18 protein-coding genes are annotated in these 25,385 nt (G+C 65.0%); 7 read left to right on the forward strand and 11 right to left on the reverse strand.

Annotated features, from left to right (window positions below; translation table 11 throughout):
- Nucleotides 1-106: 106 nt before the first annotated feature.
- From ACS5Q0_RS07520 to ACS5Q0_RS07540, 5 genes are all read right to left on the reverse strand, one after another.
- Nucleotides 107-763, reverse strand: coding sequence for a nicotinamidase (locus ACS5Q0_RS07520; RefSeq protein ID WP_473125997.1), 657 nt, complete (start codon nt 761-763; stop codon nt 107-109).
- A gap of 98 nt (nt 764-861) precedes the next feature.
- Nucleotides 862-1,893, reverse strand: a complete 1,032-nt coding sequence (locus tag ACS5Q0_RS07525) for a BMP family ABC transporter substrate-binding protein (protein WP_473126151.1) — start codon at nt 1,891-1,893, stop codon at nt 862-864.
- 134 nt (nt 1,894-2,027) lie between these two features.
- Nucleotides 2,028-2,945 (reverse strand): ABC transporter permease, encoded by a 918-nt coding sequence (locus ACS5Q0_RS07530; RefSeq protein ID WP_473125998.1) that lies wholly within the window; start codon nt 2,943-2,945, stop codon nt 2,028-2,030.
- Nucleotides 2,942-4,018: an ABC transporter permease gene (locus ACS5Q0_RS07535; protein WP_473125999.1), complete on the reverse strand. Its 1,077-nt coding sequence runs from the start codon at nt 4,016-4,018 to the stop codon at nt 2,942-2,944. Before ACS5Q0_RS07535 ends, ACS5Q0_RS07530 begins: the two co-directional genes overlap by 4 nt.
- Complete coding sequence (locus ACS5Q0_RS07540) at nt 4,008-5,555, reverse strand: ABC transporter ATP-binding protein (RefSeq protein ID WP_473126000.1); 1,548 nt, start codon at nt 5,553-5,555, stop codon at nt 4,008-4,010. The genes ACS5Q0_RS07535 and ACS5Q0_RS07540 overlap by 11 nt, the downstream gene beginning before the upstream one ends.
- Before the next feature lie 150 nt (nt 5,556-5,705).
- Here ACS5Q0_RS07540 and ACS5Q0_RS07545 point away from each other — a divergent pair, with 150 nt between their 5' ends.
- Nucleotides 5,706-6,914, forward strand: coding sequence for a UbiH/UbiF family hydroxylase (locus ACS5Q0_RS07545; RefSeq protein ID WP_473126001.1), 1,209 nt, complete (start codon nt 5,706-5,708; stop codon nt 6,912-6,914).
- Here ACS5Q0_RS07545 and ACS5Q0_RS07550 read toward each other — a convergent pair.
- Nucleotides 6,911-7,882 (reverse strand): AEC family transporter, encoded by a 972-nt coding sequence (locus ACS5Q0_RS07550; RefSeq protein WP_473126002.1) that lies wholly within the window; start codon nt 7,880-7,882, stop codon nt 6,911-6,913. The genes ACS5Q0_RS07545 and ACS5Q0_RS07550 overlap by 4 nt on opposite strands.
- A 264-nt stretch (nt 7,883-8,146) precedes the next feature.
- Here ACS5Q0_RS07550 and hspQ point away from each other — a divergent pair, with 264 nt between their 5' ends.
- On the forward strand, nt 8,147-8,476 hold the full coding sequence (gene hspQ, locus ACS5Q0_RS07555) for a heat shock protein HspQ (RefSeq protein WP_473126152.1): 330 nt from the start codon (nt 8,147-8,149) through the stop codon (nt 8,474-8,476).
- Nucleotides 8,477-8,553: 77 nt separating this feature from the next.
- Here the strand turns inward: hspQ and ACS5Q0_RS07560 are convergent, their stop codons facing one another.
- On the reverse strand, nt 8,554-9,333 hold the full coding sequence (locus tag ACS5Q0_RS07560) for an invasion associated locus B family protein (protein WP_473126003.1): 780 nt from the start codon (nt 9,331-9,333) through the stop codon (nt 8,554-8,556).
- A 214-nt stretch (nt 9,334-9,547) separates the two neighbouring features.
- Between ACS5Q0_RS07560 and ACS5Q0_RS07565 the strand changes: the two genes are divergently transcribed.
- Nucleotides 9,548-11,359: an extracellular solute-binding protein gene (locus tag ACS5Q0_RS07565; protein ID WP_473126004.1), complete on the forward strand. Its 1,812-nt coding sequence runs from the start codon at nt 9,548-9,550 to the stop codon at nt 11,357-11,359.
- Between the two features lie 101 nt (nt 11,360-11,460).
- The gene (locus tag ACS5Q0_RS07570; RefSeq protein WP_473126005.1) at nt 11,461-11,835 is read left to right on the forward strand and encodes a response regulator; all 375 of its coding nucleotides are present in this window, start codon (nt 11,461-11,463) and stop codon (nt 11,833-11,835) included.
- A 76-nt stretch (nt 11,836-11,911) separates the two neighbouring features.
- Here the strand turns inward: ACS5Q0_RS07570 and mfd are convergent, their stop codons facing one another.
- The gene (mfd, locus tag ACS5Q0_RS07575; protein ID WP_473126006.1) at nt 11,912-15,439 is read right to left on the reverse strand and encodes a transcription-repair coupling factor; all 3,528 of its coding nucleotides are present in this window, start codon (nt 15,437-15,439) and stop codon (nt 11,912-11,914) included.
- Between the two features lie 77 nt (nt 15,440-15,516).
- Nucleotides 15,517-15,813, reverse strand: a complete 297-nt coding sequence (locus tag ACS5Q0_RS07580; protein WP_473126007.1) for an FAD assembly factor SdhE — start codon at nt 15,811-15,813, stop codon at nt 15,517-15,519.
- Nucleotides 15,814-15,901: 88 nt separating this feature from the next.
- Between ACS5Q0_RS07580 and recG the strand changes: the two genes are divergently transcribed.
- Nucleotides 15,902-18,019, forward strand: coding sequence for an ATP-dependent DNA helicase RecG (recG, locus tag ACS5Q0_RS07585; RefSeq protein ID WP_473126008.1), 2,118 nt, complete (start codon nt 15,902-15,904; stop codon nt 18,017-18,019).
- A gap of 128 nt (nt 18,020-18,147) precedes the next feature.
- Here the strand turns inward: recG and glmS are convergent, their stop codons facing one another.
- Together glmS and glmU are read right to left on the reverse strand one after the other, a co-directional pair.
- Nucleotides 18,148-19,974 (reverse strand): glutamine--fructose-6-phosphate transaminase (isomerizing), encoded by a 1,827-nt coding sequence (gene glmS / locus ACS5Q0_RS07590; protein ID WP_473126009.1) that lies wholly within the window; start codon nt 19,972-19,974, stop codon nt 18,148-18,150.
- Nucleotides 19,975-20,085: 111 nt separating this feature from the next.
- Nucleotides 20,086-21,462, reverse strand: coding sequence for a bifunctional UDP-N-acetylglucosamine diphosphorylase/glucosamine-1-phosphate N-acetyltransferase GlmU (glmU, locus tag ACS5Q0_RS07595; protein ID WP_473126010.1), 1,377 nt, complete (start codon nt 21,460-21,462; stop codon nt 20,086-20,088).
- Between the two features lie 234 nt (nt 21,463-21,696).
- Here glmU and ACS5Q0_RS07600 point away from each other — a divergent pair, with 234 nt between their 5' ends.
- Nucleotides 21,697-23,217, forward strand: coding sequence for an OpgD/OpgG family glucan biosynthesis protein (locus tag ACS5Q0_RS07600; protein WP_473126011.1), 1,521 nt, complete (start codon nt 21,697-21,699; stop codon nt 23,215-23,217).
- Nucleotides 23,193-25,385, forward strand: a complete 2,193-nt coding sequence (gene mdoH, locus ACS5Q0_RS07605) for a glucans biosynthesis glucosyltransferase MdoH (RefSeq protein WP_473126012.1) — start codon at nt 23,193-23,195, stop codon at nt 25,383-25,385. Before ACS5Q0_RS07600 ends, mdoH begins: the two co-directional genes overlap by 25 nt.

Here is a 25,385-nt window from a genome sequence, read left to right on the forward strand (position 1 = left end):
CTCCTCATCGTCATGGCCGGGCTTGCCCCGGCCATCCACGTCTTAGAACCGCAGTGCAGACAAAGACGTGGATACCCGGCACGAGGCCGGGCATGACGAAAATCCGTCAGTTAAGAGGTCCCTCGATCTGACTGCTCGCGATCGTGCGCACGCCTGCGGCGTTCCAATCGTTCCTGGCTCTCGCCAAGGAGCCATTCGCATCGATGGCCCGTGAGGCATCCTCGATCAGATAGGTCTCGAAACCCGCAGCCGCGGCATCGATGGCAGTCCATGCCACGCAGAAATCGGTCGCGAGACCGGCGCAGAAGACGCGCCTGAAGCCCCGCTCCTTCAGATAGCCCTCCAGCCCCGTCGCGGTTGCCCGGTCGGCCTCGCGGAAACCCGAATAGCTGTCGATGCCCGCATTGTAGCCTTTGCGGATGACGAGCTGCGCGTGGGGAATGTCGAGGTCGCGGGAAATCTCCGCGCCCGGCGCCCCCTGAACGCAATGGTCCGGCCACAGCACTTGCGGCCCATAGGCCAAGTCGATCATGTCGAACGGCTTCCGGCCGGAATGGCTCGATGCGAAGGAAGCATGCCCACGCGGATGCCAATCCTGCGTCAGGACCACATGCCGGAACGCCTTCGCCAGCCGATTGATCGGCCTGATGACCGCATCCCCATCGGCCACGGCCAGGGCTCCGCCCGGGAGAAAGTCATACTGCACGTCGACCACGATCAGGACATCGGATTCACGCGGTCGGATCGCTTCTTGCTCGGCCATTCTCGCCCTCCTCGTCAGGGGGCCTTTATAGGCGCCTCAAACGAAAAAGGCAGCCAATCTCTTGGCTGCCTTCGTGGTGATCCGGGAAGTCCCGCCGCTTATTGCGGGATCTTGTCGTCGATGCCCTTCACGTAGAAGTTCATGCTCAGGATCTGCTCGTCCGAGAGCGCGCCGTTGCCCTTGCACTCGACCTCCTTGCCGTCCTGGCTGACGATCGGGCACTTGAAGGGGTTGAGCTTGTGGGTCTTGATCGCGGCCTCGGTTTCCTCGGCCATCTTCTTCACGTCGTCAGGCATGTTCTTGTAGGGAGCCATCTGAACCATGTTGACGTCCAGACCGCCCCAGGTGTCCTCCGACTTCCAGGTGCCATCCAGAACGGCCTTGGTGCGCTGGATGTAATAGTCGCCCCAGTGGTCGATGATCGCCGTCAGCTGAGCCTTCGGAGCGAAGCGCTCCATGTCGGAGGCCTGGCCGAAGCCCAGCTTGCCGCGCGCCTCGGCGGCCTGGAGCGGAGCCGGGCTGTCTGTATGCTGCGTGATCACGTCCACGCCCTGGTCGAGCAGAGCCTTGGCGGCGTCGCCTTCCTTCGCTGGATCGAACCAGGAATTCACCCACACGACCTTCAGCTTCACGTTCGGGTTCACCGACTGCGCGCCGAGGAAATACGAGTTGATGCCGGAGATCACCTCCGGAATCGGGAAGGCGCCGACATAGCCGATGGTGCCGGACTTCGTCATCTTGCCCGCGATCTGGCCGGCGATGTAGCGGCCCTCGTGGAACTTGGCGGCATAGGTCGCGACGTTGGGGGCGCGCTTGAAGCCGGTCGCGTGCTCGAACTTGATGTTCGGATACTTCTTGGCGACCTTCAGGGTCGGCTCCATGAAGCCGAACGAGGTCGTGAAGATCAGCTTGTGGCCGGTGCGGGCCAGCTGCTCGATGGCGCGCTCGGAATCGGCTTCCGGCACGTTCTCGACGTAGGTGGTCTCCACCTTGTCGCCGAGAGCCTTCTCCATCTCCTTGCGGCCCTGATCGTGCTGGTAGCTGTAGCCGAAATCGCCGACCGGGCCGACATAGACGAAGCCGACCTTCAGCTTCTCCTGCGCGCCCGCGCTACCTGCGAAAAGAGCCATAGCGGCTGCGCCCGCCAAAGCCCCGATGATTGTCCTTGAAAGCATGCTCGCTCCCCCACGTTAAGGTTCCGTATCCCTGGCAGTTCAGAAGGTTTCTGGCAACACTTCTCGTGGCTAGAATAACATCAGTTTGATTACCGGTCAGGCACGAAAGGAACTCCGAGAGATCCCGGCGCTCCGATTGCCCGTCCATGCCGCAGAGACAGAAGCAGCAGCGCGAGGATCGTCGCCAGATATGGGACCGCCGACAGCGCCTGGGCCGGCACGCCGAACTGGGCCGCCTGGGCATGGAGCTGCAGCACGGTGGCCGTGCCGAAGATGTATGCTCCCACCAGCACCCAGGCCGGGCGCCAGGCCGCGAAGACGACCAGCGCGAGCGCGATCCAGCCGCGTCCCGACGTCATACCGGGAGCCCAGAACCGCGTGTAGACGAGCGACAGATAGGCTCCGGCGAGACCCGCGCAGGCTCCGCCGAACAGGATCGCGAGGAAACGCACCCGCAGAACCGGAAGTCCCAGGCCGTGCGCCGATCCATGGTTCTCGCCGATCGAGCGAAGGGTCAGGCCGGAGCGGGTCCTGCCGAGATAGAGCGCGATCAGCACCGTGAGCGCGATGGATCCGTAGACGAAGAGATCCTGCTCAAAGAAGAGGCGTCCGACCACCGGCAGGTCGCTCAGAACCGGGATGTCCAAGGGCGCGATCGGATCGCGTCGCGCGCCCACGAAAGGCGCTCCGATCAGGCCGGACAGGCCGATGCCGAAGATGGTAAGGGCCAGCCCCGAGCCGACCTGGTTCGCGGCAAAGCCCAGCACGGCCAAAGCGAAGAGCGCGGACATCGCGACTCCGGCCAGGATCCCGGCAAGCACGCCGATGAGCGTGGAGTCGAAGGTCACGGCGGCGGCGAAGGAGCACGCCGCGCCCATGATCATCATGCCTTCCACGCCGAGGTTGAGGACGCCCGACCGTTCCGTCACGAGCTCGCCCAGGGCGGCGATGAGGAGCGGCGTGGATGCCGTGACGATGGTGAGAAGAATGGCCTCGAAGGTGGTCACTTGCCCCCTCCCCGTGTCACGAGACGAATGCGGTTGCTGACGAGGGCGTCGGCCGCCAGGACGCAGAGCAGCAGGATCCCTTGGAAGGCCTGTGTCAGGTCCAGCGGCAGCTTCAGAAGGATCTGCGCGCTCTCTCCGCCGATGAAGGTGAGCGCGACGACCAGCGCCGCCACCAGGATTCCGAAGGGATTGAGCCTGCCTAAGAAAGCCACCGTGATGGCCGTGAACCCGTAGCCGGGGGAAATCGACGGCTGAAGCTGGCCGATCTGCCCGGAGACTTCGGCAATGCCCGCCAGTCCGGCGAGGCCGCCCGAAATGGCGAACACCGCGAGGGTCGTCGCCTTGGAGCTGAAGCCCGCGAACCGGGCGGCGCGCGGCGCATCGCCCGTGAGCTTCAGGCGGTAGCCGAACAGGGTTCGCCCGAGCACGACGGCGGTCACCAATACCGCGATGAGGGCGAAGACCGTTCCGTAATTCACGCGGCTCGCCTCGATCACCGGCGGCAGCGTCGCCGACGGGTCGAAGGTGACCGATTGCGGGAAGTTGAAGCCTTTCGGATCGCGCCAGGGACCGCGCACGAGATAGTCGAGCGTGAGCTGCGCGACATAGACGAGCATGAGGCTCGTCAGGATCTCGTTGACGCCGAAACGCGTTTTCAGAACGGCCGGGATGAGCCCGTAGAGCGCGCCGCCGATGATGCCGAGGATCAGCACGAGCGGCAGCACCCAGAAACCGGCATCGGTTCCATGGGTCTTCAGCGCGAGCCAGCTCCCTAGGACCGCGCCCATGACATACTGGCCTTCGGCGCCGATATTCCAGAGATTGGCGCGAAAGCAATAGGACAGGCCGATCGCGATCAGGGCGAGCGGCGTCGCCTTCACGAGCAGTTCCTGAAGCGACCAGGGATCGCTCAGAGGCTGCAGCACATAGACGTTGAAGGCCGCAATGGGCGAACGGCCCATGAGCCAGATCACGAAGCCTGCGATGAGGAACGACACGATGAACGCCACGACCGGCGCAACGGCGCGGGCGACGGGAGAAACGGTCGTGCGGGGGGTGAGCTCAAACCGCATGAGCGCCCCCTGGAGTTTGAGCCACGCCTAGCATTTCAAGGCCGACCGCCTCCTTGGTCCATGCGCCGATAGGTTTCAGCGGGCTCAGGTGTCCCTGGTGGATCACCGCCATCTGGTCGGCAACCTCGAACAGCTCGTCGAGATCCTGGCTGACCACCACGACGGCGCTGCCGTCGCGGGCGAGATCGACGAGAGACTGGCGGATGAGGCGCGCCGCGCCCGCATCCACGCCCCAGGTCGGCTGGTCCACGATCAGGAGCTTCGGCTTGCGGATGATTTCACGCCCGATGACGAATTTCTGCAGGTTGCCGCCGGAGAGCTTGCGCGCCTGAGGGTCGACTTCCGGCGTTCTCACGTCGAAGCTCTTGACGATCGTGCGGGCGAGCCGCTTGGCGGCGTTGAGAAGAATGAAGCCGGACCGGCTCACCTCGGTCGCGGCGTGCGAGATCAGCGTGTTCTCGCTCAGGCGGTGGGTCGGAGCGGCGGCATGGCCCAGACGCTCTTCCGGTACGAAGGCGGCGGCGAGACGGCGGCGGGCATCGATGCCCAGGGTGCCGCAAGGCCGGCCCGCGATGGCGATCGCATCGGCGCGGTCGCACAGCCTCTCGCCGGAAAGCGCCGCGAAGAGCTCGCTCTGTCCGTTGCCGGCGACCCCGGCGATGCCCACCACCTCGCCGGCCCGTGCCACGAGATTGATGTCCTTCAGGGCCTGCCCGTGGAGTCCCGCGGGCGGCATGTCGAGGTGATCGACCCGCAGGACCTCCTCACGGGGGACATGCGGCGCATCGGTGCGGATCTCGCCGACCTCGTTGCCGACCATCAGCGCGGCGATTTCCCGTGCGGTGCTCGCGCGCGGATCGATGGTCGCGACCACGCGCCCGGCCCTCAGGATGGTGGCGCGGCGGCAGAGACGACGCACCTCCTCGAGCTTGTGGGAGATGTAAAGGATCGAACAGCCGTCGGCGGAAAGCTTGTCCAGGGTCGTGAAGAGGTGCTCGGCCTCCTGCGGAGTCAGGACGGAAGTCGGCTCGTCGAGGATCAGGAGACGCGGGTTCTGCAGGAGGCACCGGACGATCTCGATGCGCTGGCGCTCGCCCGCGGACAGGGTCCAGACGGCGCGGTCTGCGTCGAGCGCGAGCCCGTAGGTGCGGCTGATCTCCCCGAGCTTGCTGCGGACCGTGGCAAGGCTCCACTCGCCGGAAAGGGCGACGGCGATATTCTCGGCAACGGTCATCTCGTCGAAGAGCGAGAAGTGCTGAAACACCATGCCCAGGCCGAGCGCCCGCGCCTCGACCGGGGAGCCGATGGTGACGGGCCGTCCTTCCCACCGGATTTCGCCCGCGCTGGGCTCGATGACGCCGTAAAGGATCTTGACGAGGGTCGACTTGCCGGCGCCGTTCTCGCCGAGCAGAGCATGGATCTCCCCCGGCTCGATGGACAGGTCTATGCCGTCATTGGCGAGCAGGTCGCCATAACGCTTGCTGATCCCTTTTAGCTCGACAAGGGGCGGCCCAGATGATGATACGTCTGCCTTCACGCAAGCGACTCTGAACTGAAGAGGTGGAAGTCGGTTCGACAAGAACCATGGATAACGATCATAGGGATGCGCCGCCTCGGTCGGCAATGGCGAATCCATGGATTATTGTGAGTCGGCAAGCCGTCCGGCGACAGATGACGGGGAAAGTTCTTGACTACGAAAAGCTACAGCATTGCCATTGTCGGAGCGGGAGCGGTCGGCCTGAGCGCTGCCCTGGCCTTCGCCCGCGACGGTTTCGAGACGGTCATGATCGGCGGCCTCGATGTCCGTCGCGACGGAAGGACCGTCGCTCTCCTCAACGGCTCGGTCCGTTTTCTGGAAGCTCTCGGCGTCTGGTCCCTTCTTGCTCCAGAAGCGGCTCCGCTCGAGGTGATGCGGATCATCGACGACACGGGCAGCCTGTTCCGCCCGCCTCCGGCCTCGTTCTCCTCGCGGGAAATTGATCTCGACGCGTTCGGCTGGAACATCGAAAACGTGACCCTCGTGGAGCGTTTGGCCGAGGCTGCCCGCTCGTACGAGCACCTGACGATCCTGCCCCAGCACGCCACCGACTTCCGGGCCGAGGAGGATCGGGCCGTCGTCACACTGGCCGACGGATCCGAGATCGAGGTCAATCTCGTGGTTGCGGCCGACGGGCGCAATTCCCGGCTGCGCCAGATCGCCGGGATCGAAGCCCGGACCTGGTCCTACCCACAGACGGCCCTGACCGCGATCCTGGCCCACGAGCGGGAACATAGGGAGACCTCGACCGAGTTTCACACCCGCAACGGCCCCTTCACGCTCGTTCCCCTCCCCGGCAAGCGCTCGAGCCTCGTCTGGGTGATGAGCCCCAAACAGGCCGAACAGCTCTCCAAGCTCGATGACGAGGCGCTGGCCCTGGCCATCGAGCGCCAGGCCCAGTCCCTCCTCGGGGCCATGCGGATCGACGGGCCGCGCGGGGTCGTGCCGATGACCGGGCTTTCCGTCGACCGGTTCGGCGCTCCCCGGCTCGCTCTCGTGGGCGAGGCGGCGCACGTCTTCCCACCGATCGGGGCCCAGGGCCTCAATCTGGGCTTTCGCGACGTGGCATCCCTGAGGGACGCGGTGGTAGACGCCTTCGACGACGGACGGGAGCCGGGATCCCCGGAAACGCTGAAACAATATCAGCGCAGCCGCGATCTCGACGTGCGTCTGCGGACTGCCGCCGTGGACGGGCTCAACAGAACGTTGCTGACAGGCCTTCTGCCGGCCGACCTCCTGAGGGGCGCCGGGCTTCTGGCGCTCAGCAAGGTCGGGCCCCTGCGCCGCGCGGTCATGCGCGAGGGCGTGCTGCCCCATATGGGAGCCCCCCGCCTCATGCAGGACGCCTCGACCGTTTAAGGAAAGAGATCGTAGGGCAAGGTGCCGGTGTTGGTCGTGAGGTAGAGCACGGCCGTCAGGGTCACGATCGACGCCAACGTGCCGATGAGGACGCAGGCGGAAGCGCGCTCGACGCCGACATTGTACTGGGTCGAGATCACGAAGATGTTCAGGGCGGGCGGCAGGGCGGCCATGGTCATGGCCGCGTAGGTCCAGGTCTGCCCGAAATCCCCGATAGCCGAGAGCACGATCCAGACCAGCAGCGGGTGCAGGATCAGCTTGACGAACACGAGCGCCGGCACCTCTCCGGGGATGCGGCCCAACGGGCGCATGGCCACGGTCACGCCGAGCAGGAAGAGCGCGCAGGGCGCGGCGGATCCCGACAGCCAGTTCACCATCTGATTGACGGGCCCGGGGATCGGGAGATGAAGATAGCTCGCCGCCATGCCGAGGGCGGTCGCCACGTTGAAGGGGTGGGTCAACACGCGCCAGACGATGCGGCGGATTGTTGCCGTCAGATTGAGCCTCTCCAGTCCTGCCAGGGACATGAGCAGCGGGACGACGGAGAACAGGAACAGGTTGTCGAACACGAAGATGAGGACGACCGGCGCGCTCGCGGCGGGGCCGATCGCGGCCAGGATCAGGGGCGGGCCCATATAGCCGACATTGGAATAGGAACCGGCGACGCCCTGCATGACCGATTGCGGCAGGTTCCTCGTGTGCCGCCACCCCGCCGCGAAGGACAGGAGGAAGGCGCAGGCGGTCGAGAAGGTGGTGCCCGCGATGAAAGCCCAGTTGGCGAGCTGATCCAGCGGCTTGTCGGCGATGAGCCGGAAGAACAGGCACGGCAGGGCCACGTAGATCAGGAAGAACTGCATCCAGGCGAGGCCCGCTTCCGGCTGCTTGACGGTCTTGCCGCAGAAGAATCCGAGGCCGATCAGGCCGAAGAATGGGGCGAGCAGGTTGAAAAGCCCGATCAGGTCGGACATCGCAGGCTCCTGATGCGAGGCTTAAGCAGCGAGAATAGGAGGTCATTCTTCTGGCAAGGTTCCACCCCTGCCGCAATCCCACCTTCGGAAAGCCGCTAGACCAAAATTGCAATGCTCGGCAGTCTATTCACTGAAAAATCGCCCCACCCTGCCCCATGGTTACTGGTAAACTATTGATGGGGTTCTCCGAATTGTGAAGGCAGCCGATTTGGAGATTCCAGCCAGCATATCTATATGCAAGGCTAAGGAGTTAGGACCATGCCTATGAAAGCGAGTTCGGCGAAATTCGCGATCGGCCAGGTGGTCAGGCATCGCCTGTTCGATTTCCGAGGCCTCATCTTCGATGTGGACCCTGAATTCGACAACACTGAAGAATGGTGGCTATCCATTCCCGAGGACGTTCGCCCCCGCAAGGATCAGCCGTTCTACCATCTCTTCGCCGAGAACGCGGAAACGGAATACATTGCCTATGTTTCCGAACAGAATTTGATGCCGGACCACTCGGACGAGCCCCTGCGCAATCCGATGATCGAGGAAATGTTCGTGCGCCAGCCCAACGGCGGATACAGGGCCAAGCCGAGCCTCGCGCACTGAGTCTCGCCAACTGACAGACTCAGCACAAACAAAAACGCCGGGCGAAAAGCCCGGCGTTTTTATTGGGGAGATCCCGATTACTGCTTGGGCGCCTGAGGAGCGGCCGGAGCGGGAGCAGCGCCCGGAGTGGCGGCAGCGCCGCCCTGGCTCTGGAGCATCTTCTGGCGCATCTCTTCGCTCTTCTTCTGGAGCTCTTCCTGGAGCTTCTTCTGCTGCTCCTCAAGCACCTTCGGGTCGATCGGAGGACCGTCGAAGGCCTTCGCGAAGCCTGCGGCCGGAACGGCGAAGGTGATCTCGCGGCCCACCTGATTCTGAACGCTGACGTTGAGGTTCGCGCCCTTCTTGAACGAGGCGATGAAGTCGTCCTTCACCTGGGCCTCGGCGAAGCAGCCATTGGGCAGGCACATCACGTAGCGGCCGGGGGTCGGCTGACCCTGATCGACGGCGAAGCGCAGGCCGGGCTGCAGGAGCAGGCCGAGCGGCATCACGAAGCGCACGACCTTCTGGGGCTGCGGGCCCTTCACGTCGTAGACCGCGAGCGCGAGAACCGGCTGGCCCTGATCCGAGACGAAGTCGCGGGTCGTGTAGCAGATCTCGGTGTTGGTGTTCTGGTCCTTGCCGCAGACCTTGGTCCATTCCGGCTGGGACGGCTCGGCCTTCACCTGGACGACCGTGGGGCCTGCCGGCTGCTGCGGCTGGCCCGGCTGACCCTGCGCGGGAGCGGCGGGCTTCGCCGGCTGAGCGGCGGGAGCCGCGGGCTTCTGAGCCTGAGCGGAAGCGGGCGCGCCAGCAAGGGCCAGGGCGATGGCCAGGCCACAGGTGCCCCCCAAGCTCGCGATGCGTGTCGCGAATGACATGTCGTTAGATCCTCTTCAGTCGAAAGGTCGGCTCTTGAATGGGCCGTTGGTATCCGGCTTTCTTAAACCTGCAATGGGACGGTGAATCTTTGCCGAATGCGGCGAAGACATGACCTGTGGGGCTCCTTTAACCTTTCATGGGCTAGGTTTCCAGTCACCCCGGTTAACTTTCTGTACAATATTGCCCCGAAATCCCCCGCGGAGCAGGAGACCCATGAGCCGCAGCCTCATACGGATAATTGGCCTGATCGCCATGTTGGTCGTGACGAGTATCGGGCCCGTGGCTGCGATAGAGGCCGGTGCTCCGCGGCATGGAATCGCCATGCATGGCGACCCCGCCCTTCCGGCGGATTTCCCCCACCTGCCCTATGCGAACCCGGATGCACCGAGGGGCGGACGAATCACCCTGGCGATCCAAGGGACCTTCGACAGCCTCAACCCCCTGATCGTGATCGGCGTCGCCCCGCCCGCCGTTCCCGATTACGTGCTGCAAAGCCTGATGATGCGCTCCCGGGACGAGCCTTTCACCGTCTATGGCCTGATCGCGCGCTCCGTGGAGATGCCGGACGACCGCAGTTCGGTGACCTTCAACCTCGATCCGCGCGCCCGCTTCTCGGACGGCCATCCGCTCACGTCCGATGACGTGCGCTTCACCTTCGAGCTCCTGAGGAAATACGGAAAGCCGTTCCACCGATCGAGCTTCGGTCAGATCAGATCCGTGACGGCGGAAAACCCGCACAGGATCACGTTCGACCTTTCGGGCTCCAACGATCGGGAATTGCCGCTCATCATCGCCACGATGCCGATCTTCCCGGCCCATGCGACCGATCCCGACACGTTCGACAAAACCACCCTCACCCCGCCCGTCGGGTCTGGCCCTTACGCCATTACCGAAGTCCGCCCCGGCGAGCGGATCGTCCTGAAGCGGCGAAAGGACTTCTGGGCCGAAGATCTGCCGATTCTGCGCGGCCTCTATAACTTCGACGAGATCCGCTACGATTTCTATCGTGACGACAACACCTTGTTCGAGGCTTTTCGCGCAGGACTTTATGATTTCCGTCTCGAAGGAGACCCCGCCCGCTGGGCGACGGGCTACACCTTTTCACGAATCGAGAGCGGGCGGACCGTTCGCGAAACCGTGCCGATCCGGCTCCCGAAGGGCATGAACGGCTTCGTCTTCAACACCCGACACCCGATCTTCGGTGACCCTCGGGTGCGGGAGGCCCTGGGCTACATGTTCGATTTCGACTGGCTCAACCGCAACCTGTATTACGGGCTGCTCACGCGGGCCGACAGCTACTTCTCGGGGTCGGAGCTCTCCTCGACGGGGCGCCCGGCGGACGAGCGCGAACGCGGGATCCTGGCCTCCTTCCCCGGAGCGGCGCGGGACGACATTCTGGAGGGCCAATGGAGGCCGCCCTCGCCGGACGGCTCGGGCCGGGACCGGACGATGGCCCGCTACGCCCTGTCGCTGCTGTCGGAATCCGGCTGGGCCCTCAAGGACGATGTTCTGCGCAACGAGCAGACCGGGGAGCCCTTCACGTTCGAGATGCTCGTCAGTTCGAGCCAGCAGGAGCGCCTCGCCCTCAACTTCGCCCAGTCGCTCGAGCGCATCGGGATCAAGGCGCGCGTCCGGCTCGTCGACAACGTGCAGTACTGGCGTCGCCTGTCGCAATTCGATTTCGACATGGTGCAATGGGTCTGGCCGGCTTCGGCCTCACCGGGGAACGAGCAGCGAAACCGCTGGAGTTCCGCGGCCGCGCAAAGGAGTGGCTCCCTCAATTTCGCAGGCGTCGCCTCTCCCGCCGTCGACCGCATGGTGGACGCTCTCCTAGAGGCGAAGACCAGGGAGGAATTCGTCTCGTCCGTCAGGGCCCTCGACCGGGTTTTGCTCTCGAGCTTCTACGTCATCCCGCTATTTTACGTGGGCGATCAATGGGTTGCCTATGATTCCAGCCTGAAGAAGCCCGACAGGACGCCTCTTTTCGGCACCTTTGTCGATTCCTGGTGGAAATCCCCCGACTAGCCCTTTTGCCGTGCGGGCTACCCTTATTGTTGCGGTTCCGTTCAGGTCGCCGATGCAACTAATCTTCTGCTTTGTTCGTTGAGGGGAGGTCTCCTGTCCCGATGAACGCGTTCTCACGCAAGGGTGTTGCAATGAATGGAATGCAGAAGGTTCTCGTCGTCGACAGCGGCGAGCGCGCTCCTGACAGCGCTCTTTCGGCAGAACTTGCCGGCATGGGATATGCCAGCGTCACGACGCCTTTCGAGGCCGCTGACGACGTTCTCGCCCTGATCCCCAGCCCCGCAGCCGTCGTGCTGCAGATGCCACGACATGCCAACTGGTCGGAAAGGAAACGGTTCCTGGAATTGGCGACGCGTCTGCGTAAGACTTTGGCCGCAAGCCATACGCCCGTGATCATCACCGGCGAGGCCAGCGGTGCGGCCACGATGCTCCAGAACGAGCTGAACACCCGAGTGGTGGCTGCGGCCGGGCTCTGACACTCACCCTTTAAGGAAGCCGAAGGGCTTTTCTTCCGTCGCGGCCTCCCCCACGACGCCGGCCTCGATCACGGGATCAAGCCGCCTTCTTCTCGGCGATCCGAACCAGATCCCGCAGGATGCTCGTGGACACCTTGATGCGTTCGTCCGGGGTCTCGACATCGCGCACGAACACGATCTTCATGTCAGGGCGCACCTTCGCGAAGGAAGCCTGCTCGGTCACGTAGGAGATGAGGCCTGCCGGATTGGCGTAGGAATTGTCGCGGAACGAGATGATGATGCCCTTCGGCCCGCCATCCACCTTCTCCACGTTGGCGCGGCGGCAGAGCACCTTGATCGCCATGATCTTGAGCAACTGATCCACTTCCGACGGAACGGGGCCGAAGCGGTCGACGAGTTCCGCCCGGAACGCATCGATCTCGCCGTCCGTCTCGAAGGTCGAGAGCCTGCGATAGAGGCCGAGGCGCAATTGAAGGTCGGCGATATAGCTCTCCGGGATCATCACCGGCGCGCCGACCGCGATGGTGGGCGACCATTGATCCTCGGCGGGCTCCTCGATGCCGGCCTTCAGCTGCGCGACCGCCTCCTCCAGCATCTGCTGATAGAGTTCGTAGCCCACTTCCTTGATGTGGCCGGACTGCTCCTCGCCGAGCAGGTTGCCCGCGCCGCGGATGTCGAGGTCGTGTGAAGCGAGCTGGAAGCCCGCGCCCAGCGTATCGAGGGTCTGGAGCACCTTGAGGCGCCGCTCGGCCTGCGTGGTCAGATTCTTGTTGGCGGGCACCGTGAACAGGGCGTAGGCGCGGGTCTTGGAGCGGCCGACGCGTCCACGGAGCTGATAGAGCTGCGACAGGCCGAACATGTCGGCGCGGTGCACGATCAGGGTGTTGGCGGTCGGAATGTCGAGGCCCGATTCCACGATGGTCGTGGAGAGAAGGATGTCGTACTTGCCCTCGTAAAAGGCGGTCATCACGTCCTCGAGCTGACCGGCGGCCATCTGGCCGTGAGCCACGGCGACCTTCGCCTCCGGCACCTCCCGGTCGAGGAACGTCTTCACCTCACCGAGATCGTCGAGGCGCGGCACCACATAGAAGGCCTGCCCACCCCTGTAGCGTTCCCGCAGGAGAGCTTCGCGAACAAGAAGCGGGTCGAACGGCGTGATGAAGGTGCGCACCGCCAGGCGGTCCACCGGCGGCGTGGTGATGAGCGAGAGTTCGCGCACGCCCGTCAGCGCGAGCTGCAGGGTTCGCGGGATCGGCGTCGCCGAGAGCGTCAGCACGTGCACCTCGGCGCGCAGCTCCTTCAGGCGCTCCTTGTGGGTCACGCCGAAATGCTGCTCCTCGTCGATGATGATGAGGCCGAGATCCTTGAACTTGATGGACTTGCCCAGGACCGCGTGGGTGCCGACCACGATGTCGACGGAACCGTCCGTCAGCCCTTCCTTGGTCTTCTTCAGCTCTCCCGAAGGCACGAAGCGGGAAGCCTGCGCGATGTTGAGCGGCAGCCCGCGGAAGCGGTCGCAGAAGGTTTTGTAGTGCTGGCGCGCCAGCAGCGTGGTCGGCACGACGACGGCCACCTGCTTGCCGCTCATGGCGGCCACGAAGGCGGCGCGCAGGGCGACTTCCGTCTTGCCGAAGCCCACGTCGCCGCAGACGAGGCGGTCCATCGGTCGGCCCGAGGCCATGTCGTCGAGCACCGCCTCGATGGCGTTGAGCTGGTCCTCGGTCTCCTCGTAGGGGAAACGCGCGGCGAACTCGTCGTAGAGCCCCTCCGGCGGGATCATGCGCGGGGCGTCCTTCAGGATGCGGGCCGCGGCGATCTTCATGAGCGCCCCGGCCATCTCCCGGATGCGCTGCTTCATGCGGGCCTTGCGCGCCTGCCAGGCCCCTCCGCCGAGCTTGTCGAGCTGGACTTCCGTCTCTTCCGATCCGTAGCGGGTCAGAAGCTCGATGTTCTCCACCGGCAGAAAGAGACGGTCGCCGCCCGCGTAATGCAGTTCGAGGCAATCGTGCGGCGCGCCCGCGGCCTCGATGGTCTTCAAGCCCTCGAAACGGCCGATGCCGTGATCCACGTGCACCACGAGATCGCCGGGCGTGAGCGCCGCGACCTCGGTGAGGAAGTCCTGCGGACGCCGCGACTTGCGCTTCTGGCGCACGAGACGGTCGCCCAGGATGTCCTGCTCGCTGATGACCGTCAGGTCACCCGTCTCGAAGCCGTGCTCCAGCGCCCAGATGCCGACCGGGATCTCGTTGCGCGGATAGGCCATCGTCTCCGAGAAGCGGCCGATCGGCTTCGTCTGCCTCAGGTCGTGATCCTGCAGCACGTGGCACAGGCGCTCGCGCGAGCCGTCCGACCAGGCACCGAGGATGACGCGCCTCCCCAGCCCCTGCTGGTCGCGGATGTGGCGGATCACGGCCTCGAACACGTTGGCGTTCTCGTCCGCCCGTTCGGCAATGAAATTCCGGCCCTGGCGCGCGCCGCAATCCACAACGATGCGCGGCGCTCCGGCTTCCGGCATGGCGAACGGCGTCAGACGGGCGAGCGGCAGCTTGTTCGTCCGCTCGGACCATTCCTCGGGCCTGACATAGAGCTGATCCGGCGGCAGCGGCCGGTACGGCGCCACGCCGGGCTGGTTCTGCCCCATCATCGCCTCGCGGCGGGCGTCGTAATAATCCTTCACCTGCGACAGGCGCTCCCCAGCGGCATCGTCGGCGAGCGCATCGAACACCACCGGGATTCCCGGCACGTAATCGAGCAGCGTATCGAGATGATCGTGGAACAGGGGCAGCCAGTGCTCCAGGCCGGGATAGCGCCGCCCCTCGCTGATCGCCTCGTAGAGCCTGTCGTCGCGGGTCGGCGCGCCGAACGCGGCCACATAGGCTTGGCGGAAGCGCTTGATGCTCTCCGTGGTGAGCTGCACCTCGCTCATGGGCACGAGGTCGAGGGAGCGGAGAGTGCCGACCGTCCGCTGGCTCTCGGGATCGAAGGCGCGGATCGATTCCAGGGCATCGCCGAAGAAGTCGAGGCGCACCGGGTTCGGAAGGCCCGCGGGATAGAGATCGATGATGCCGCCGCGCACGGCGTATTCGCCCGTGTCGCGGACGGTGCCCGTGCGCATGAAGCCGTTGGTTTCGAGCCAGTTGATGAGCAGGGTCGTATCCACCACGTTGCCCGGCGCGGCGGAGAAGGTCTCGGCCGCGATGCGGGCTCGCGGCGGGACCCGCTGCACGAGAGCGTTCACGGTGGTGGAGAGGATGCGCGGCTTGTCCTCGGAGGTTTTGGAGCGGGCCAAGCGCGCCAGGGTCGTCATCCGCTGCGCCGTGATCGCCGCGTTGGGCGAGACCCGGTCGTAGGGCTGGCAGTCCCAGGCCGGGAAGGTGAGGATCTCGATTTCCGGCGCAATGAAACCCAGGCTGTTGGCGAAATTCTGCTGCCGCTGCCCGTCGCGGGCCACGTGGACGAGAACGGCCGGCCCCTCCACGATCCCCGACAGGCCGCGCGCCAGATCCGCGACCGCGAGCGCGTCGAAGCCGTCCGGAACGCTGGACAGCGTCAGGCCATGGCCTTTCTTCAGGGCGTCGAGGGCGCGGGTGAGTGCAGACTTCATGGCGGCTTGTCGGATCAATGGAGGAGAACGCGGGCTTTTCGGGCCCGGTTCGTCAATAACGGGATAGAAACGGATCGTCAGTTATGGATCGACGAGGTGTGGGTATGAAAGGCCTTCAACCGCCGGAAAAGAGACGTGTCGTAATTCGAAGGGGTCTCGACCTCGCCCGTGATCCAGCCGAGCAGGTCCCGGTCGGTCACCTCGATCAGCCGCTCGAACTCGCCCAGATCTTCCTCGGAAAGCTCTCCGATCTCGGCATCCGCGAAGCGCCCCATGATCAGGTCCATCTCGCGCATGCCCCGATGCCAGGCCCGGAAAAGGATCTTTCTGCGGCGAACATCGAGGTCGGCGCTGCTGCGTGTGGTCCCGCTCATGAAAATGCTCCGGTGAGAAAAAGATAACGTCGCTTCGAAGCGGCTTGGCGGCTATATAACCATCTCCCTTCGACTTGACACCCGTTTGATGTCCTTGCGTCCATCCATTCTCGATCCCCTGTTTGCTCCGGCGGCCTCCCTGCCCGGCGTCGGACCGAAGATCGCCCCCCTCCTGGACCGCCTCCTGGGCGAGCCGGGCAGGCCCGCGCGGGTGGCCGATCTGCTGTTCCACCTGCCCAACAGCGGCATCTCGCGGGAAATGAAAGGCTCCATCGCCGATGCGCCGGTCGGCGAGCCGGTCACGCTGTCCGTCACCGTGGTGTCCCACCGTCCGCCCCCGCCCGGGCGCCGCGCACCCTATCGGATTCTCGTGGAGGACGAGACCGGGGACGTCTCGCTCGTGTTCTTCAACGGCCAGAAAGCCAGGCTGGAAAAGCTCCTGCCCGTGGGCGAGCGCCGCTACGTTTCCGGCAAGCTCGAGCTGTGGGACGGCCGCCGCCAGATGGTTCACCCGGACCGGATCCTGGATGACCGGGGCATCGAGAACCTTCCCGCCGTGGAGGCGGTTTATGGCCTCACCGAGGGCCTTTCCTCGCGCATGGTGGGCAAGTTCATCGGAGCCGCCCTAGAGCGGGTGCCCGATCTGCCCGAATGGCAGGATGCCGCCTGGCTCGGCCGGAACGCCCTGCCCGAATTCAAAACGGCGCTCTTCGCCCTGCACAGGCCCGACAACGCATCGCAACTGTCCGAGGAGGCGATCGCCAAGTCCGCGCCCCGCCGCCGCCTGGCCTATGACGAGCTGCTCGCCTCCCAGCTCGCCCTCGCGCTCGTGAGGAGCCGCATGCGGCGGTTGCCGGGCCGGGTGAACGCGGGCGACGGGCACCTCGTCGCAAAGCTCAAAGCCGCCCTGCCCTTCGGCCTCACGGGCTCCCAGGCCCAGGCCATCGAGGATATCCGGCGCGACCTCGTCTCAGATAAGAAAATGCTCCGCCTGCTTCAGGGCGATGTGGGCTCGGGCAAGACCGTCGTCGGCCTGCTCACCATGGCGAGCGCCATCGAGGCGGGCCGTCAGGCCGCCATGATGGCTCCGACGGAGATTCTGGCCCGCCAGCATTACGAGCGCCTCGCGCCCATGGCGGAAGAGGCCGGGCTGACCATCGCCCTGCTGACCGGCCGCGACAAAGGCGCCGCCCGCAAGGCGGTTCTCGCGGGTCTCGCGGACGGCAGCATCCAGATCGCGGTCGGCACCCATGCCCTGTTCCAGGAAGGCGTCGCCTTCCTGGACCTCGGCGTGGCGGTGGTGGACGAGCAGCACCGCTTCGGCGTTCATCAGCGCCTGGCGCTGGGCTCAAAGGGCGAGGCGGTCGATATTCTCGTCATGACCGCGACTCCGATCCCGCGCACGTTGGCGCTCACCTATTTCGGCGACATGGACGTGTCCGTGCTGAGCGAAAAGCCAGCGGGCCGCAAGCCCATCGCTACGAAGCTGATCTCCATCGACCGGCTCGACGAGGTCGTCGGCGGAATCGGCCGGGCCATCGCCAATGGCGATCAGGTCTACTGGGTCTGCCCGCTCGTCGGAGAGTCCGAGACGATCGACCTCGCCGCCGCCGAGGAGCGTTACGAGACCCTCAGGAGCTTCTTCGGCGATGCGGTCGGGCTCGTCCACGGCAAGCTCGCCGGCAAGGACAAGGACGCCGCCATGGAGCGGTTCTCCAGGGGCGAGACCAAGATCCTCGTCTCGACGACCGTCATCGAGGTCGGAGTCGACGTTCCCAACGCCACGGTCATGGTGATCGAGCACGCGGAGCGTTTCGGCCTCGCACAGCTCCACCAGCTGCGCGGGCGCATCGGGCGCGGCTCGAAATCCTCGACCTGCCTGCTCGTCTACAAGGGGCCCCTTGGCCAGATCGCCCAGGCCCGTCTCGAAATGATGCGCCAGACGGAAGACGGCTTCCGCATCGCGGAGGAGGACCTGCGCCTGCGCGGCGAAGGCGAAGTGCTGGGCACGCGCCAATCGGGAACGCCCGGCTTCAAGCTCGCCCGCCTGGAGGTGGACGGCGATCTTCTCGGCGCCGCGCGGGACGACGCGCGCCTCATCGTCGACAAGGATCCGGAGCTGCTGAGCGAGCGCGGTCAGGCCCTGCGGACCATGCTCTACCTGTTCGAGCGGGATTCCGCGATCAAGCTGCTGCGGGCGGGATAGACAGCGTCCTTCTCGTCATGGCCGGACTTGATCCGGCCATCCACGTTTTGGGAAACACAGCGCCTCCAAGACGTAGATCCCCGGGACAAGCCCGGGGATGACGTGGAGAGCTCGACAAATGCGTGGCGTCACTCCACCGTGACCGACTTCGCGAGGTTGCGCGGCTGGTCCACGTCTTTGCCCATGAAGACGGCGGTGTGGTAGGCGAGCAGCTGGATCGGCACCGAGTTGAGGATCGGGGCCACCACCGGATGCACGGACGGCATGACGATGGTCGCCATCGTGTCGAGGCCGGTTTCCAGCGCGCCCTTCTCGTCGGTGATGAGAATGATGCGCCCGCCGCGCGCGGCCACCTCCTGCATGTTGGAGACGGTCTTCTCGAAGATGTGGTCATGGGGGGCGATGACGATCACCGGCATGGTCTCGTCGATCAGGGCGATGGGCCCGTGCTTCAGCTCGCCCGCGGCATAGCCCTCGGCGTGGATGTAGGAGATTTCCTTCAGCTTGAGCGCGCCTTCCATGGCGAGCGGATAGGACGTTCCGCGCCCAAGATAGAGCACGTCCTTCGCCTTCGAGAGCTCGCGCGCCAGGATCTCGATCTCGTGCTCGCGTTTCATCGCCTCGCTCATCTGCCCCGGAACGGCGATGAGCGCGTCCACGAGCTCCTTCTCCTCCTCGGCGCTCAGCGTGCCGCGGGCGCGACCGGCCGCGATGGCGAGCGAGAGGAGAACGGTGAGCTGGCAGGTGAAGGCCTTCGTCGAGGCCACACCCACTTCCACTCCGGCCAGGGTCTGCGCGACGACCGCGCTTTCCCGGGCCATGGTGGAGGTCGGCACGTTCACGACGGAGAGCGTATGGAGCTTCTCGGCGGAGGCATAGCGAAGGGACGCGAGCGTATCGGCCGTTTCCCCGGACTGGGAGACGAAGAGCGCCAGCTCGCCCGGCTCCAGGGGCGCCTCGCGGTAGCGGAACTCCGACGCCACGTCGATTTCCACGGGAAGGCGCGCAAGCCGCTCGAACCAGTATTTCGAAACCAGACCCGCGAGATAGGCCGTGCCGCAGGCCGAGATGGAAATTCGCTTCAGGTCCTTGAAATCGAAGGGCAGCTCAAACGGAAGCTCCACCCGTCCCGCCGTGAAGTTCACGTAATGCGCGAGGGTGCGCCCCACCACTTCCGGCTGCTCGTGAATTTCCTTGGCCATGAAGTGGCGATGGTTGCCCTTGTCGGCCATGAACGAGCCGGCCGGAATCTTGTGGCGCGGACGCCGGACCATCGCCCCAGCGGCATCCCGGATATCGGCTCCCGTCCGGCGCAGGATCGCCCAATCGCCGTCCTCGAGATAGGTGATGTCGTCGGTGAAGGGCGCGAGGGCGAGGGCGTCGGAGCCCAGATACATCTCGCCTTCGCCGTAGCCGATGGCGAGCGGCGCGCCATGACGTGCGCCGATGAGAAGTTCATCCTCGCCATCGAAGAGGAACGCGAGCGCGAAGGCCCCGCGCAGTCGCGGGAGCGTCACGGCGACGGCCTCTACGGGCGGGCGGCCCTGCCGCATCTCGTACGTCACCAGCTGCGCCACGACCTCGGTGTCGGTTTCGGTCTCGAACCGCACGCCTTTGGATTCGAGACCGGCCTTCAGCTCCCGGAAGTTCTCGATGATGCCGTTATGGACGACAGCCAGCTTGTCGGTCGCATGGGGGTGGGCGTTGGTCTCGTTCGGCTTGCCATGGGTCGCCCAGCGGGTATGGCCGATGCCGATGTGCCCGGAGAGCGGTTCCTGGGAGAGCTTCGCCTCCAGGTTCCGGAGCTTGCCTTCCGCGCGCCGGCGGTCGAGGCGGCCGTGTTCCAGCGTCGCCACCCCTGCGGAATCGTATCCGCGATACTCCAGCCGCTTCAGGGCTTCGACGATCTGCTCTGCGACAGGTGTATTGCCAATAATTCCAACGATTCCGCACATGCCCCAGGGCTTCCTATTCGCAAGTTTATTCTAAGCTATGCTGCGCCTCTCCATACAGAGAATGCGAGGTATGCCGGAATCAACTTCGGTGACAGTTTGTGACAGCAGGCCTTATTTTCCTTTGGCCGCCTTGACCTTGGCCCGGAACCGCGCGGCCCAGCCCTCCTTCACGACCTGGCGGCCGCGCCCGAGAGCGAGCGCGTCCGGGGCCACGTCTTCGGTGACCACGGAGCCGGAGCCGACATAGGCCCCCTGGCCAATGGTGAGAGGCGCCACGAGGGACGAGTTCGAGCCGATGAAGGCGCCCTCGCCGATCTGAACGCGAGCCTTGTTATAGCCGTCGTAATTGCAGGTGATCGCCCCCGCGCCGATATTCGCCCCGGCCCCGACGCTGGCGTCGCCGAGATAGGTCAGGTGGCTGACCTTGGCCCCTGCGCCGAGGTCCGTGTTCTTCAGCTCGACGAAGTTGCCGACCTTCGCCTTCGGGCCGACGACGGCACCCGGACGCAACCGCGCGAAAGGTCCTATCCCGGCCTCCGAAGCGACGCGGGTCCCTTCCAGGTGGCTGAAGGCGTGGATGATCGCGCCCGCCTCGACGGTGACGTTGGGGCCGAAGACCACATGAGGCTCCACGATCACGTCCTGACCGAGAGCCGTGTCATAGCTGAGGAAAACCGTCTCAGGCGCGACGAGGGTGACGCCCGCCGCCATGGCCCGCTCGCGAAGGCGCTCCTGGATCATGCGCTCCGCGGCCGCGAGCTGCGCCCGGTCGTTAACCCCGTGCACCTCTTCCTCGGGCACGATCGCGATGGCCGCCCGGTGCCCGGCCTCGCGCGCGATCTCGACGATGTCGGTCAGGTAGTACTCGCCCTTGGCGTTGCTGTTACCGATCTGCTCCAGAAGCGCGAGGGCGACGTCGCCGCGGATCGCCATGAGGCCGCCGTTGCAGAGCGTGATCGCCCTCTCGGCCTCCGAGGCGTCCTTGTGCTCCCGGATGGCGAGAAGCTCGTCGCCTGACGTGAGGAGACGCCCGTAGCCGGCCGGGTTCCTGGCCTCGAAGGCCATCACCACCACGGCCGCGCCATCCGAGAGCGGGGCGCGCAACTTGGCGAAGGTGTCCGTCGTCACGAGGGGCGTGTCGGCATACGCGACGATCACGTCGTCCGGCTTCTCGGCGAGGGCATCCCTGGCGCTCAGAACCGCGTGGCCCGTGCCGAGACGCTCCCGCTGCACGAAGATCCGCGCATCAGGCAGAATCTTCGTCACCTCCTTCTCCACGTCCTCGCGGTCGGGCCCGATCACCACCGCCGTCTGCGTGGCGCCGGCCTCCGTCAGGGTCGCCAGAACATGTCCGACCAGCGAGCGGTTCGCGACGCGATGCAGGACTTTGGGAAGGGCGGATTTCATCCGGGTTCCCTCCCCTGCCGCCAGCACGACGGCCAGGCAGCTCCGGGCGGTGGAGGTCATGGGGGAATGGCTCGGTGTCATCAGGCTTCAATCCGGTGAGGTTCAGGGATGCAGCTAAATCAGAAGGGGTATTTCGGCAATCTTTCCATTGGGAACGGCCCCGATCGCGAACTGCCTCGTTTACTTCATACTCATGTTCGATGATAAATCATGAGTCTTCCTGATTGTCTGGCCGAAGAGCCAAGTTCACGCAAGAGTATCACTGTGTCGGTTTCGCTGGGGGCATCGCGCCCTTCTCATCCTCGGCGACGCGATGTGCTGGCCTATCTCAGCGCTTCGGTTGCCGCGCTTACGCTCGCGCCCGCCGTCCGGGCCCAGACCCCACAAGCCAGCATCGCGACCATGATGGGAGAGGGACAGCGATTCGATGCGGCCGGCGTGACCAATATCGCCCGCCAGCTTTCCAAGAAGCCGTTCGTGCAGCCGCCGAACGATCTGCCGGATGTGTTCTCGAACCTGAACTACGAGCAATACGTCGCCATCAAATCCCTCCAGCAGCCGATCTGGAGCTCGGAGGGGCGCGGCATTGCCCTCGAGCCATTGCACCGGGGCTTCGTCTTCAACAATGCGGTCGACCTCTACGTCGTCGAGGACGGGAATGTCCGGCGCCTCGGCTATGACCCAACCCAGTTCAACTTCAACGGGATCAACATCCCCAACGATCTGAAGGACATCGGCTTTTCGGGCTTCCGCCTAATCTCCCAGCCGGCCGAGGGCAAGCCCTTCGACTTCGCCATCGTCCAGGGAGCCACCTTCTTCCGGGCTCTCGCGCGTGGCCAGAACTACGGGGTCATCGCCCGTGCGCTGACCCTCAAGCCCGCGGAGGCGAAGGGCGAGGAATTCCCGGTCTTCCGGGCTTTCTGGATCGAACGCCCAAGCGTCGGCAGCAACAGCATCACAATTCACGGCGTCCTGGATTCGGAATCCACGACCGGCGCGGTCCGGATGACCTTCCGGCCCGGGGACATGACCATCGTCGACGTGGAAACGACCCTCTTCCCCCGCGTGAACCTGGAACATGTGGGCCTGGGCGGCATGGCCTCGACGTATTTCTACGGTCCTAACGACCGCCGGAACGCGGACGACATCCGTCCCGCCGTCTACGAATCCTCCGGCCTGCAGATGCTGAACGGTCAGGGCGAGTGGCTCTGGCGGCCGCTGCACAATCCCGAGACGCTCCAGATCTCGGCCTTCGTGGACAGTTCTCCGCGCGGCTTCGGCCTGCTTCAGCGGGAGCGGGCCTACGAATCCTTCCAGGACGACGACCAGCGCTTCGAGCGCCGGCCGAGCCTGTGGGTCGAACCCTTGAGCGATTGGGGCCAGGGCAGCGTTCAGCTTCTCGAAATTCCGACCGACGCCGAGATCAACGACAATATCCTGGCCTATTGGCGTCCGCGCGCGCCCATGGCCGCAAATTCCGAGATTGCCTTCGCGTATCGGCAATACTGGGGCTGGAACTCTCCCGAGCGGCCGCCGCTCGCCACCGTCATCGCGACCCGGTCCGGCCGGGGTAGCTCCGGACGGCGGCGGCGCTTCACCGTGGACTTTTCCGGCGAGATGCTGGGTGACAATTGGCCGAAGGACCTTAAATCAGTCCTCACCGTTGGTCCGGGCTCGTTCCAGAACCTCAAACTTCTGCCCTATCCGGAGCGGAAGACGATCCGCGTTGCATTCGAGCTTGACCCGGGCAACGAAAACGCGTGTGAGATGCGTCTCATCCTCGAAGCAGGCGGGAAACCGATAAGCGAGACATGGCTGTATCGTTGGACACCATAAGTTCCGACCCGAACACAAATATCGCCGCCCTCGGACGGCCCGAATCCATCATGCCTCCGGAAAAGCATCTGGAAATGCCGACCCAGCACCTGAGGCGCTGGTCGGCGGACCAGGAGCGCAAGCACGTCCGGCGGAATCCGAAGCTCGGAACCTGGCTCGCCCGTCTCTTCGTATTCGGCGGCGGCCTTCTGCTGACCGCATACGGCACCTACGAAATGTACCAGGTGGTGTCGGTGAGCCGCACCACTGCCCTCCAGTGGGTGCTGGTGGCTTTGTTCACCGTCAACTTCTCCTGGATCGCGGTGGCGTTCACCAGCGCCTTGCTCGGTTTCGCCGCCCTTCTCCGGCAGCGCCGCCCGGGTCCGCTTCCGGCCTCTCTCCAGGCGCGCACCGCCATCGTCATGCCCGTCTACAACGAGCAGACGGCCCGGACCTACGCCGCTCTCGAGGCGATCCACGAATCCGTCGAGGCGACGGGTTTGGGCGATGCGTTCGACTATTTCATTCTCTCCGACACAACGAACCCGGACGCCTGGGTTGCCGAGGAGCGCGCCTTCCTCGCTCTCAGGGAGAGGCTTGGCCCGAGGGCGCGGTTCTATTACCGCCACCGGGCGAAGAACCATCACCGCAAGGCCGGCAACATCGCCGATTTCGTCTCCCGCTGGGGCGGGCATTACGAGCACATGCTCGTGCTGGACGCCGACAGCCTCATGACCGGCGACTGCATCGTGCGTCTGGCGGCGGCGATGGAGGCCGATCCGGACGCGGGCATCATCCAATCCCTACCCCTCATCATCAACCGCAACACCCTCTTCGCGCGCCTTCAGCAATATGCGGCCCGTGTGACCGGCCCTGTCATCGCCATGGGGCTCTCGGTCTGGATGGGCCGGGACGGCAATTACTGGGGCCACAACGCGATCATCCGGACGAAGGCCTTCGCGTCGCATGCCGGCCTGCCGGACCTGCGGGGCAAGCCGCCCTTCGGCGGGCACATCCTGAGCCACGACTTCGTGGAAGCGGCTCTGCTGCGCCGCGCCGGATGGGACGTCTACATGCTGCCGGATCTGGAAGGATCCTACGAGGAAAGCCCGCCTTCCCTCATCGACCTCTCAGCCCGCGACCGGCGCTGGTGCCAGGGCAATCTGCAGCATATGCGCGTGATCACGGCCAAGGGCCTGAAGCTCCCGACACGGCAGCACTTCGCCACGGGCATCATGTCCTATCTGGCCTCGCCCTTCTGGCTGTTCCAACTGATCGTCGGTATCGCGCTCGTTCTGCAGACCACCTATATCCGGCCCGAGTATTTCTCCCGCGATTTCCGTCTCTATCCGATCTGGCCCCGGTTCGATCCCGAACGAGCCCTGGCCCTGTTCGCCCTGACAATGGGCATCCTGCTGGCCCCCAAGGTGTTCGGCCTGATCCTGATGCTGATCCGAGGCAAGGAACGCCGCGCCTCGGGCGGCGGGATCCGCCTGATTGTCTCGTCCCTCATCGAAATCGTTCTGTCGGCCCTACTCGCGCCGATCCTGATGCTGATTCAATCGGGCTCGGTGTTCCAGATCCTCCTGGGCCGCGACACCGGATGGCAGCCGCAGCGACGCGATGACGGATCGATCCCCTTCAGGGACATCGTTCGCCGGCACCGCGCCCATACGGTGCTTGGCGCTCTCGCCGGCATCTCCGCCTTCATGATCGCCACATCCCTGTTCCTCTGGATGTCGCCGACCATCATCGGCCTTCTGCTAGCGATTCCCCTGTCCTGGCTCAGCGGCCAGTTGGGAGCCGGTCTCGCCCTCAAGAAGCTCGGTCTCCTCATGACTCCGGAAGAGCACCAGCCTCCCGCCATCGCGGTCCGCGCGAACGAATTGCAGGAGCGCAACGCAACTCTCGGCTTCGACGACGAGGACAGTCTCAAGGCGATCTATTCCGATGCGGCCTTGAGGGAGCGGCATATCGAGATGCTGCCGCCGGCAGCGGCCCGCAAGCGCGGGATCATCGAGACCGAGCGCGCCCTGGCCGAAGCCAAGCTGGCTGATGCGGAAACGATCGAGGATGCCGTCAAATGGCTGCATCCCAAGGAGCGCATGGTCGTGCTGCACGACCGCACCCTGCTCAACATGCTCGTGCGCCTGAAGGAAAAGCCGGCCGAGGCTCAGGCGGCCGAATAG

Source organism: Microvirga sp. HS2, assembly GCF_055792805.1.